This is a genomic window from Nostoc sp. CMAA1605, from assembly GCF_021596505.1.
In the GTDB taxonomy this organism is placed as follows: domain Bacteria; phylum Cyanobacteriota; class Cyanobacteriia; order Cyanobacteriales; family Nostocaceae; genus Trichormus.
In genome coordinates, this window is sequence record NZ_PJIZ01000047.1 from 38875 (window position 1) to 51027 (window position 12153).

At 42.2% G+C, this 12153-nt stretch carries 11 protein-coding genes; 3 read left to right on the top strand and 8 right to left on the bottom strand.

Annotation, left to right across the window (positions count from 1 at the left end; translation table 11 throughout):
* Positions 1–256: 256 nt before the first annotated feature.
* Genes rpsR through CV014_RS16855 form a run of 3 tightly spaced genes read right to left on the bottom strand, consistent with a single transcriptional unit; the run spans position 257 to position 1270 of the window.
* Positions 257–472, bottom strand: a complete 216-nt coding sequence (gene rpsR / locus CV014_RS16845; protein WP_096582652.1) for a 30S ribosomal protein S18 — start codon at positions 470–472, stop codon at positions 257–259.
* A 2-nt stretch (positions 473–474) separates the two neighbouring features.
* Entirely contained in the window at positions 475–669 is a 195-nt protein-coding gene (gene rpmG, locus CV014_RS16850) for a 50S ribosomal protein L33 (RefSeq protein ID WP_103135703.1), read from the bottom strand.
* Between the two features lie 43 nt (positions 670–712).
* The gene (locus CV014_RS16855; protein WP_236143079.1) at positions 713–1270 is read right to left on the bottom strand and encodes an RDD family protein; all 558 of its coding nucleotides are present in this window, start codon (positions 1268–1270) and stop codon (positions 713–715) included.
* 281 nt (positions 1271–1551) lie between these two features.
* Here CV014_RS16855 and CV014_RS16860 point away from each other — a divergent pair, with 281 nt between their 5' ends.
* From CV014_RS16860 to CV014_RS16870, 3 genes are read left to right on the top strand one after another with little or no spacing between them, the layout of a single operon-like run.
* Positions 1552–5424: a PAS domain S-box protein gene (locus CV014_RS16860; RefSeq protein ID WP_236143080.1), complete on the top strand. Its 3873-nt coding sequence runs from the start codon at positions 1552–1554 to the stop codon at positions 5422–5424.
* 2 nt (positions 5425–5426) lie between these two features.
* Entirely contained in the window at positions 5427–6662 is a 1236-nt protein-coding gene (locus CV014_RS16865; RefSeq protein WP_236143081.1) for a molybdopterin molybdotransferase MoeA, read from the top strand.
* 21 nt (positions 6663–6683) lie between these two features.
* A complete protein-coding gene (locus CV014_RS16870; protein WP_236143082.1) occupies positions 6684–6935 on the top strand; it encodes a DUF4351 domain-containing protein in 252 nt (83 codons plus the stop codon).
* A gap of 4 nt (positions 6936–6939) precedes the next feature.
* Here CV014_RS16870 and CV014_RS16875 read toward each other — a convergent pair whose 3' ends face one another.
* The 5 genes from CV014_RS16875 to CV014_RS16895 form a co-directional block, all read right to left on the bottom strand.
* Positions 6940–8445: a phenylacetate--CoA ligase family protein gene (locus tag CV014_RS16875; RefSeq protein WP_236143089.1), complete on the bottom strand. Its 1506-nt coding sequence runs from the start codon at positions 8443–8445 to the stop codon at positions 6940–6942.
* Positions 8446–8609: 164 nt separating this feature from the next.
* Complete coding sequence (locus CV014_RS16880) at positions 8610–9413, bottom strand: hypothetical protein (RefSeq protein WP_236143083.1); 804 nt, start codon at positions 9411–9413, stop codon at positions 8610–8612.
* A gap of 245 nt (positions 9414–9658) precedes the next feature.
* Complete coding sequence (locus CV014_RS16885) at positions 9659–10138, bottom strand: DUF2267 domain-containing protein (protein WP_236143084.1); 480 nt, start codon at positions 10136–10138, stop codon at positions 9659–9661.
* A gap of 146 nt (positions 10139–10284) precedes the next feature.
* Entirely contained in the window at positions 10285–11715 is a 1431-nt protein-coding gene (locus CV014_RS16890) for a sensor histidine kinase (protein WP_236143085.1), read from the bottom strand.
* Positions 11667–11825 (bottom strand): hypothetical protein, encoded by a 159-nt coding sequence (locus tag CV014_RS16895; protein ID WP_236143086.1) that lies wholly within the window; start codon positions 11823–11825, stop codon positions 11667–11669. The genes CV014_RS16890 and CV014_RS16895 overlap by 49 nt, the downstream gene beginning before the upstream one ends.
* Between the last annotated feature and the right edge of the window lie 328 nt (positions 11826–12153).

Sequence of the window (12153 nt, forward strand, 5' to 3'; positions counted from 1 at the left end):
AGGATTTTTACTGTAGAACAAAATTTTAGCACTGACCTTGGCAATTTTAGATTTTGGATTTGGCGAAAAGTTCTGTAGGCGGGTTTCCCGCCGTCGGAAACTTTTCAAGACAGATTTTGGTGCAAGCAGTGTTTTTCGGCACTAGCCTTACTTTGAAATTGAGCAGAATAAATCTACAGTCATTTCAAAACCCTCATCTGTCACCCAAGACTGGGTTCAGTCAATCCAAAATCACAAATCTAAAATGGTTTCGGGTTTAGCCTTCCGCATTGATAAATGGCAACAAAGCCACAATCCGCGCCCGTTTAATTGCTAATGTCAATTCCCGTTGTTGTTGACAGGTCAAGCCTGTAATCCGACGGGGTAATATTTTACCACGCTCGGTGATAAACTTCCGTAATAAATCTACATCCTTGTAATCAATTGGTTCTCCAGGCTTAATTGGAGACAAACGCCGACGGTAATAACTCATCTTTATTTAATTTCCTTGTGAACGGTATGTTTATTACAGTGTGTACAGAACTTGTTTAGTTCTAAGCGGTTGGTGGTGTTGCGACGGTTCTTAGTGGTTGTATACCGTGAAACACCGGGCGATCGCTTATCTGGATTTGTACGACACTCAGTACACTCTAGTGTCACTATTATGCGGACACCTTTACTCTTTGCCATAATCTTACAAACGCTAAAGCCTGAAGAGAATTAACACAAATTACTATCTTCTCACATTCCGGCGCAAAGTTCCAACTATTCGTTTGATTTTTATATCTAACGAATAGCCCCGACGCGACGAAACCATGAAAGTTTTAGCATAACGGTCATGGAGAGCTTGCCGCATCTGGGTATCAGATAAAGCAGCACCACAATCGATAGCCAAGGGAATAACTAGCAGTATAGCAGTGGGATTGGCTCGCAGATTGCCCAAGGCAATAGACACCAAAATTGCACCAAAGCCAATTATAGCTTCTCTTTGTAAGAGTGCTAGCAACTGGGGAATTCTGCCGATGACTTGGCCGTTCTGCACTTCTAAGATTTTCAAGTCAAACGCCCACCGCCCTAAACTTTGTCCTTGATTGTGATACGCCACTAACACCCGTACAATCAGCCAACCGGAGACAAACACGAAGATTTGCGCGAATTGAATCCCGGCTTGATTACTGTTAAAAAAGGCACTGACTAGCCAAACAACGAGAAAATCTAAGCCCAAAGCCATAGCACGCCGATTAAGTTCAGCTTTGGGATAGTGTTTTTGAGGAACTCGTTCGATAGTCATAACAATGGGATTGGGGATTGGGGACTTGTACTGAGCTTGTCGAAGTATTGGGGACTGGGGACTGGGGACTGGGGACTTGTACTGAGCTTGTCGAAGTATTGGGGATTGGGAGATAAGAATAATTTTCCTCTGTTTGTTGCGGTTTTTTCTGCTCCCATAATTTTCTCTATTTAAGTAAATTTATCTAAAAATTTCTACTTAAATATGCCCTAAGAATGTTCAAGAAATGTTCTGTTATGCCTTAAGGTGGAGGAATTAAGTGTATACAAACTAAAGCTAGAATGATTAGACTCGAAACAGCCTGGCATTCCCTGAGATACGATTTTCTAGCAATCTTGTTTGTTGTCTTGGCAGCATTATTGACTGTTGCCCTAAACTCATTATCTAAATATTCTCTATTTGCTTTTTTCTATGCAGCTGTGGCCTTGAGTTCTTGGTGTGGCGGGACTCGTTCTGGCATAGTGGCCACTCTATTCGCTTTGGTTATCTTCAACTACTTTTTTACTCCTCCTTTTTACTCTTTGGCGTTGCAGAGTGTTGATGAAATTATCCGTGCGACAGTCTTTGTCTTGGTTTCTTTGCTGATTGGTTCGTTAAATGCGAACTTAAAAACTGCTAGGCAAAAGCTGGAAAGGCAGGTACAAGTATTAGGGGAAAGTGAAACGCGATATAGAGCATTAACCGAAAATATTCCCCAGATTATTTGGTTTGCTGATGCTGATGGAGCTATTGAATACTTCAACCAGCGTTGGTATGATTACACTGGGTTATCGTCTTTAGAATCTCTGAGTTGGAAGTGGCAGCAGGTAGTTCATCCAGAGGATCTATCGTTTGTACTACAGCAATGGACTAGTGCTGTAGAGCAAAGAAGTCTTTTAGAAATAGAATCTCGCCTCCAGGGCAAGGACGGTGACTACCATTGGCATATTACTCGCGCTGTGCCTGTAGTAGATGGTAATGGAGTTATTCAGCGTTGGTTTGGCAGTACCACTGACATTAACGAGCAGAAACAAATACAACAGCTGCTTTATCAGCAAGAGCAAGAACGTAGTCGATTACTGCTAAAGCTAGAAGAAAAGCAACAACGCTTGCAAGCTATTTTAGAACAAATGCCGGCGGGCTTAATTATTGCAGACATATCAGGTAAGTTGCTGCTTGGTAATCCCCAAGTAGAACAGATTTGGCGACATCAGTTTTTGCCAGTGGAAAGTATTGAGCAGTATCAGGAATATCAAGGTTTCCACTTAGATGGTCGTCCCTATAGTCCCCATGACTGGCCGTTGGCTCGTGCTGTGAGTACAGGTGAGGTGGTTGTCAATGAAGAAATCAATTTTTTGCGGGGGGATGGGACACAGGGTTGGATGCTAGTCAATTCTGCTCCCATTCGTGATAGTCAAGGAGAGATTACGGCTGGGGTGGTGACTTTTTACGATATTACGGAACGCAAACAAGCGCAGGAAGCGTTGCGGGAGAGTGAAGAACGTTTTCGGCAAATGGCAGAGGCTATAGAAGATGTATTTTGGGTGATTACAATTATTCCAGGAGATTACCGAGTTATCTACGTTAGTCCAGCCTACGCAAAGATTTGGGGTCATTCTTGTGAGAGTTTGTATAGCAATCCCTATGGGTGGATAGATTCTATACATCCCGAAGATCAGCCGCGAGTGAGGGCAGAGTTTTTTAGGCGATCGCTTCATGGTAATACAGATATGGAATATCGCATAGTCCGGCCTGATGGCTCAATGCGTTGGATACGCGATCGCTCTTTTCCCATACCAGACGCAAATGGCAATATATACCGTCAAGTAGGCGTAGCAGAAGATATCACCGACCGCAAACAAACAGAAATCGCTTTAAAAGAAAGTCAGGCTCTATTTGCTAGCTTTATGCAGCATATACCAGGTAGCGCATATATTAAGGATGAGGAGGGAAAATATGTATATATGAACCAAGTAGGAGCTAACTTGGTTGGAAAGGATATAGCTGATGTCATTGATAAGACAGATTTTGACTTATTACCAATTGCCGTAGCGCATAAATTTTACGAATGCGATCACGATATCCGCCAAAATCATCAACCAGTGGAATTACAACAAAGTTTTCCTCAAGGGGATGCAGAACTTCATTTTATCACGTACAAATTTCCCTTCATTGATGAAACTGGACGCAAAATGTTGGCGGGAATGTCTTTTGATGTTACCGAACAAAAACGTTTAGAAAAAGCTTTAAAGATTAGTGAGACTAAATTTCGGCGTTTAGTTGATGCCGATATTATTGGTGTAGTTGTGGCTAATTCTACACATATTATTGAAGCTAATGATTTATTTTTGCAAATGCTGGGTTACATCCCAGATGATTTGAATAATGGGAATTTACGGTGGCGGGATATAACTCCGCCAGAATATTGGCACTTAGATGAACAGGGCGTGGTAGAGTTACAAACTACCGGCAAATGTACACCCTTTACTAAAGAATATATTCGCCAAGATGGGAGTCGAGTCCCCATTTTGTTGGGAGCGACAATTTTGGAGGAATGTCCCCTAACTTGGTTGTGTTTTGTGCTGGATCTGACTCCACAGCAGCAAGCAGAAATCGCACTGCGTCAAAGTGAAGAACGCTTCCGTTTGGCAGCACAGGCTGTAGCAGGGATTGTGTATGATTGGAATCTGCAAACAGGCTATGTTTACCGTTCTGAGGGTTTGTATCGGGTAATTGGGTTTCATCCTGAAGAAGTTCCCCAAACCAACACTTGGTGGACAGAACGGTTGCATCCAGAGGATTTGGCTAACTGTCAACCCATTTGGCTAGCTGTGGCGAATGGAAACAATGATCGCTATAGTGCAGAATACCGAGTCCGCCATAAAGATGGCCATTGGGTGTATCTATGGGATCAGGGGTATTTGATCCGTGATCAGGATGGAAATATAGTGCGGGTAGTTGGTTCTAGTGCAGATATTAGCGATCGCAAACAAGTCGAAGCTGAACGCCTAGAACTATTGGAACGGGAGCAAATAGCGCGCACAAAAGCAGAAGAAGCCAACCGAATTAAAGACGAATTTTTAGCAGTTTTATCTCATGAATTGCGATCGCCACTTAACCCGATTTTAGGTTGGTCAAAACTCCTGCGTTCTCGTAAACTCGACCAAGCTACGGTAAACAATGCTTTAGAAACAATTGAGCGCAACGCCAAAGTACAAACTAAGTTAATTGACGATTTGCTCGATGTTTCTCGTATTTTAAGGGGTAAATTAACCCTCAAGACTAACCCAGTTAACTTAGTTTCCATCATTACAGATGCTTTGGAAACAGTCCGCTTGGCGGCGGAAGCTAAATCCCTTGAAATCCAGACTATCGTTGATGATGTCGGTATAGTCTTGGGAGATGCAGCTAGACTACAGCAGATAGTGTGGAATTTATTATCCAACGCCGTCAAATTCACTCCATCGGGCGGCAAAATTGTGATTAAATTAACCAAAATAGACTATCAAGCACAGCTACAAGTGATTGATACTGGCATTGGCATAGATTCTCAGTTTTTACCCCACATTTTTGATTATTTTCGCCAAGCTGATAGCAGTATTACCAGAAATTTTGGTGGCTTAGGATTAGGACTGGCGATTGTACGTCATTTGGTAGAGTTACATGGTGGTACAATCATCGCCGAAAGTTCAGGTCAGGGACAAGGTGCAAAATTTACAGTTCAATTACCACTCCAGGCGCAAGACGATACAGAGAAACTGCGAAATCAAGAGAGTGATTTTACAGCTTTGTGCCTCGATAATGTGCGAATTATCACCGTAGATGATGACCCTGATACCCGTGATTATGTTACCTGTGCTTTAGAACAAGCTGGTGCTGAGGTATTAGTTGCCACTTCCGCCGCCGAAGTGCTGCAAGTCATCAGTCAGTCCCAGATAGATATTTTACTTGCTGATATTGGAATGCCAGATATTGATGGATACAGTTTAATGCGTCAGATTCGAGAACTACCGCCAGCACTGGGAGGAAATATTCCCGCGATCGCCCTCAGTGCCTACACTAGAGACAGTGATCAACAGCAAGCAATATTAGCTGGTTTTCAACAGCATATTTCTAAACCGATTGATCCCTTTGAACTAGCGCAAGTCATTGCCAATTTACTCAGACAACAGTGAATATGTTATCAGTCCAGGATGCAGCCAATATTATTTTTAATTTAGTCAAACCTCTAAATCAGCAGCAAGATACAGAAGTTTTAGATTTATTCGCCGCCAATGGACGCATTTTAGCCGCACCCGTCACCAGTTCCTTAGATTTTCCTCACTGGGATAACTCCGCAATGGATGGCTATGCGGTGCGCTATGCAGATGTCAAAAACGCCAGTGCTGAACAGCCGGTGAATTTAGAAATTGTCGCCGAAATTCCCGCAGGACAGCAACCACAATTTACCCTACAACCAGGACAAGCGGCGCGCATCTTTACCGGTGCAGTCATTCCCGACGGTGCAGATACCGTAGTCATGCAAGAGAAAACACGCCAAGAAAATCAGCAAGTGGCGATTATCACCACACCCCAACTAGGGGAATTTGTCAGACGCAAAGCCTCATATTACCAAGCAGAGACACAATTATTACCAAGCGGTATCAAGTTAACGGCGGCGGAAATTGCTGTTTTAGCTGCATCTCAATGTTCCCCTGTCAGGGTTTACCGTCGTCCTCGTGTGGCAATTTTATCTACTGGTAATGAATTAGTTACAGTCAATCAACCCCTAAAACCAGGACAAATTGTCGATTCTAATCAGTATGCCTTAGCAGCTTTAGTCCAACAAAGCGGCGCAGAACCGATATTATTAGGTATTGTTTCCGATCATCCAGAAGCCTTAGCAGCAACTATTAAACAAGCCATCACCCAAGCCGATATCGTCATTTCCTCCGGTGGTGTGTCTGTTGGTGATTATGACTACGTTGACAAAATTCTCACTTCTCTGGGTGCAGAAATTCCCATCCGCAGCGTCGCCATGCGTCCAGGAAAACCCCTCACAGTCGCCACATTCCCCAATTCCCCCGTTATCTATTTTGGTTTACCAGGAAATCCGGCGGCGGTATTAGTGACATTTTGGCGATTTGTACAACCAGCAATTAAGAAATTAGCGGGATTAACTCAAGGTTGGGAAGCAGAATTTGTGCAAGTGCGATCGCATGACGAGCTGCGATCGGACGGGAAGCGCGAAACTTATATTTGGGGACGGTTGTATTTAATTGATGGCGTGTACGAATTTCATCAGGCGGGAGGTCGTCATAGTTCTGGTAATTTGATTAATTTAGCGCAAACTAATGCTTTAGCTGTACTGCGGGTAGGTCAAACCTTAATTTTGCCAGGAGAACAAGTACAGATTTTAAAACTATTCATGTAATTTTCGGAGCAGTTAAGGAAAATGTTCGGACTAGAGGATTTTGATATCAAGAAAACTCGCTTTTATGAGGAAGTTCGTGAAGAAGTTAGACAAGAACAGACTCAAGAAGTGGTAATGCGCCAGCTAACACGGCGCATTGGTGTTGTTAGTCAGGAATTACAACAGCAGATTGGTAAGTTATCTATTGAACAATTAGAAAATCTGGCTGAAGCTTTGTTAGATTTTGCTACCGCAGCTGATTTAGTGAGTTGGTTGCAAAATCATCATCCTTAAAGCTTCATTTACGTGTGTAGCGATGTTTCACACCGATGGGAAAATATTCGCGATCGCCCATTGGTGCTAACATAACTTGCGGTGTTTGGTATTCTTTGGGGACGTAGTTAGCAAACTCGCTATTGAGCCGCAATAGTTGAGTGAGAATCGATGCTGCTATAGCTTGACGTTTATCTTCGCTAGCTTCTACACCTGGTGCTAATTCCACCACCACAGATAAAAACCAGTTTTTGTGTTCATCTTCTTTTACCTGCAAAACAAACTTACCTGTCACCCACTCTTTAATTACAGGTTGCTCTAATCCCACTGTCACATTTTCTGGGTAGATATTTGCGCCAAAGTAGGAGACAGTAAAGTTAGAACGTCCAAAGACATAAACAAAGGGTAGTTTGTGAATCCCTCTGGAATTGTGGTCTAGATTTTCTAAAGGATTAAATCCCCAATCTGCCAAAAATTGCAGCATGGCATCATAACTAATAATGCCACCCGTATCTAAAATGTTGTAGCGGATCAGTGGAATCCCATTATTTCCAGAAAACAATAATTGCCCGTTTTCCTCTTCAAAAAAACGGCTGACTGGGTCATACTGCACTAATGTAGGTAAACGAGACTCTTTAAATAAAGCCTTAGCCGCTTCTGGATTTTGCGCCAAAAACCGCCGAATGCAAATACTCAAAGGTGTTTCATTTCCCAACACTCCTGCATCGGCTGTACCGTAAAGGGATGCAAAATCATAACAGGGATTTTGAGAACCTACCCTTTCACCCACTAGACTCCGCCATTCTTCACTAAATACCTCACCCGCCATCACAAATTTAATCTGATAGCGTTGCCAGTCTACATCGCGAGCAATACCTGTATCAATAACATCCTTGAGAAATGGGGGATATCCCAGTAAAACCACCTGTGCAAAATTATCGCCGATTTCCTGCACTACACGTAAAATTTCATCTTTATTATTACCAGGAGTAATGACAGTGATGGGGTAGCCTTTGCTAGCGAGATAACGACAGCAGTTAGTAGTGAACATCCCACCCACCCAAGTACCGAGAGTAAAGCAAATTACAGCCAGGGTGGGTTTACTTTCGGCGGCGAGGCTATCATGAAAAATCTGCTCAAAACGTGTAGCAATTTGCAGCTCATCGATAAAAAACCGCGGCCAAAAGGTCGGTTTCCCAGTCGAACCAGAAGAAGCCGCAATCATATCGCAACCTTCTAGTTTTCCGTGACGACATAACTCTCTTAGAGAATAACGCGAGATATAATTTTCTTTCGCGATCGCCGGCAATTTCTGAAAATCGGCTAAACTTTGAATACTATCAGGATGAATAGAATTTGCTGCTAAAAACGCTTCATAAGCCGGAACATGAGCCGCCACATCATGAAATAAATTTAAGATAACTTTTTCTGGTGAAGTATTTATATGCTGATTCAATAAAACATCTAAAGGCGTAGAAACAAAATCTTCCCACGCCTTAATTACCTGCTGACTTCGTGATTTATATTGCATATAGTCATTAGTCATTAGTTATTAGTCAATAGTCTTGGTTTACTCATACAGCGATGAGTCAAGAACAACAAGTATAGATAAGTATAGCGAACAAGGGGCGGGTTACTATGGGAATGGGGCATTGGGTATGGGAGAACTAATGACTATTGACTAATGACTATTGACTAGTTCAAATACACAGAACCATTTTCTTGAATTCTGACTGTGTTTTTATCTTGTCCGAAGTTGGTGGTTGCCCCTAATCTTACCTCCAACATTCCTGGGGTTGAGGTGGGTTGTGGAGTCACTTGCAACAAACCGCCATCATTGCGGTAGAGTGTGACTGTCACAGGTGCATTTAGACTTTGTAGCATAACATCTGATTTACCTTGGAGCGATCGCGGTGGTGTATCTCCAATGACTTCATAAGTTATTTCCGCACCAGTTTCATTTATCAGCCTGACGTTAACTTGATTATTCACCAAAGCGAGTCTAGCACTGGGTTGCTGCTGTTGGCTGGGTAAGGGTGGCTGAGTCACGGACACATCTGGACGAGGAATAGCTGCTTGTTCTGGGGTGATTCCTTGTGATTGCAATTGTTGGGTAATTGCGTTGGGAGGACATCCTTGAGGGACTACATTTCTAGAGTTGAAAGGTTCTTCATAGTAAATGCGAGGACAAGGATTCAAACCAGGGGTACGTGCTTGCGGTGCTTCTCCGCCTACACCTTGTGGGTATGATGATTGGGTAGTAGGAGAAGTAACGGGAGGTAGTAACCCTTGAGCCTCAAGTCTGCGAGTTAACGCATTGGGAGGACAACCTTGAGGAACTACAACCCGATTGTTATGTGGTTCTTCATAGAAAATGCTAGGACAAGGATTTACTTTGGGAGTAGATTGTTGTGCTGATGCACTTTGAGGAATTAGCGATATGCTCATCAGCATACCTCCACAAATAGCACCAAATAACTTTTGAGAACGTGTATTCATCAATGACTCCTAATAACATTTAATTGGGTAATTTGATTTGTCCAAAACCAAAATTTTCATACACCTTAACTTTTCCCCCTTCTCTAGTAGGGAAGGTGGTTAGGGGGTTAGGTTTTGCGTTAACTGTTCTACATAACGTGAAAAATCAGATGTAGCAATACGCTTCATATAAAAAACTTTTATTATCTGTAGTGTGTAGTAAGGACTAAAGTCCTTACTGATGAATTTATCTTTCACTAACTTGACTACGCTTCCTCCCAAAGTTGACGAACTCTGTCTGGTAGCCAACTAGCAATTTCTTCTATTCTTTCTGGAGACAATTCATCTTTAGTAGCAGCAAAAACAGCCTTGACAACTTGTTCTCTATCGACATTTGGGGGCATTCCGCCTTCATTAGCAACTCGAAAAAGAAAGCGATCGCTATCAATTTTAAAAATACCAGGCCCCTGCCAAGGTGGACGTACACGGCTCAAAAATCTCACAAGTGGATTAGTATCATGCCATAAATCAGCAATTTCCATTTGCAGAGATTTATCATCAGTAATTTCTGCTGGTTTGTGCAGTTCTTGCTCAACGTGATCAGCTGCTTCTGTAGTCATCAAATCACGCATTACTCGAAAGACTACTTCTGTAATATCTCTAGCATCATAGATATCTGATAACCCACTGGCCATTTTAACTTTCTCTAAAAATGGGATATCTCTTTCTTGTATAGCAGTTGACATTGCAAACTCCAAAAATTACTTTATGGCTGCATTTTGTCAGTGAAAAATATTAATTGTGAGCCAAATTATGCAACCGTCAATAATTAAAGTAATGAATTCCGAGCGTGCAATTCATCTGTCACAGGAAACAAATATTAATTAATCAATTAAGACTCCAGAGTGACTGGTAAAATCACAATAAAAGTAGTACCCTTACCTAAAGTGCTTTCTACTTGAATTTGCCCGTGGTGATGTTCAACAATCGCTTGTGCGATCGCTAATCCCAATCCTGAACCTGTAGCATTATCTGTGGCTAAACTCCGCGTTTTGTGGGTACGTGCAGGATCAACACGATAAAATCGGTCAAATAGTTTGGGTAACGCCTCAGCAGGAATTCCCACACCCGTATCACTCACCTGAATTTGCAAACAAGGGACACTACTGTAGCGAATTCTCTCTATCCTGGCTAGTTCTACACTCACCTCTCCACCTGCTGGAGTATATTGCAAAGCATTACCAATCAAATTTGTCAATAAACGCACCAACTGATCCCAATTACCCCAAAGGGTGAACCAATTTTCTAATAATTCTGGGCTAGTTTCCGATATAGGCGGATCAATTAGATGTAAACTCAACTTAATCGCTTTTTCTGTAGCCAGAAGTTGTTGTTCTTCTACAACTTCCATCAGCAAAGCATCCACAGGACAAGCCGTAAAATCATCTCTACTCATCCCCCCGTCTTGACGCGCCAGGAATAATAAATCATTCACTAACCTACCCAAACGCTGAGTTAACCTTTCTACCACCTTTAACTGTTGGCGATAATTTTTCGCCACACCAACTTCAGTTTCCGTTAACTCCAAATCAGTTAAAGCTACTTGCACATTAGTTTGAATCAAAGCAATGGGACTTCGCAATTCATGGGAAGCATCAGCCGTAAATTGTTTGAGACGTTGGTAAGACTCTCCCACAGGTTCCATCGCTTTCCCAGACAGAAACCAACCACTAGCCGCGACAGACACCACCATTAACCCCGTACCCAACGCCAAATCAAACATTAATTGGCGACTGGGTTTAGTCACCTCAAACCAAGGATGACTCACACGCAGATATCCCAAAACCTGTCGTCCCATTTCCACCCGTTGGGTAACTTGACGCAAGAGTAGTGCTGAGTTGTGAGTGCTGAGTTGTGAGTTAGGAGTTTCTGGGTTTTCGGTTTGTTCTTGTTTAATTATGCGTACAGTTTCACCATTGCGATCGCTATGGATGGGAAGATTGAGAGGCTCAGAAAAAGTAGACCAAATTAATTCACCAGTCGGACTAAACCACTCTAAATCAATGTGGTCGTCTTCTACTGTCTCTGCATTGTTGCGAAAACTAGCTTCTACATTGATATGAAATGGTTCAAGCTCATTGTTAGACCTTTCAATGACCAGCGATCGCTCTACAATTTCCACTACATGATTTAAAGTATCGTCAACACGCTCAATTAAAGTATTGCGGACATATAAATACACACCACTAGCAAATAGCAGCAACAACACAGCAGTTACAGCCGTATACCAAATAGCCAGACGACGACGGGTAGCTTGAAACATGGGACAATTTGCAACCAGCAGGTGTTATTTTTGGGAATATTTTTGGTATGGCGATCGCAATACTCCACTACATAACTTACCGTAAGCCATAACTCACTAGTCCGGCGCATGAATTTTCAAGTTTGTAGTTGGGCTAAAGCCCTCGATTTCAGCGATAAATCGCCACTACGAACCCCCATGTTGAATTCACCAGACTACTACTTTCAACTCAGTATTTTCCACATACTCTAATTGTATTCACAAAGTAGTAGTTATTAACGAAATGCCAAAATAGTGTAGTTTCCGTTTATACAAAAATTCGGAACTTAACAATGCTTAACTTTTTAGTTACCATCTCCATTATTTTTAAGTGTTTTTACTGAAGCAAAACTTTTACCATAAAAGTTAAATTCTATATGCAGTTGACCTGGAAGGAACTTATCTATCAAACACCAAAAA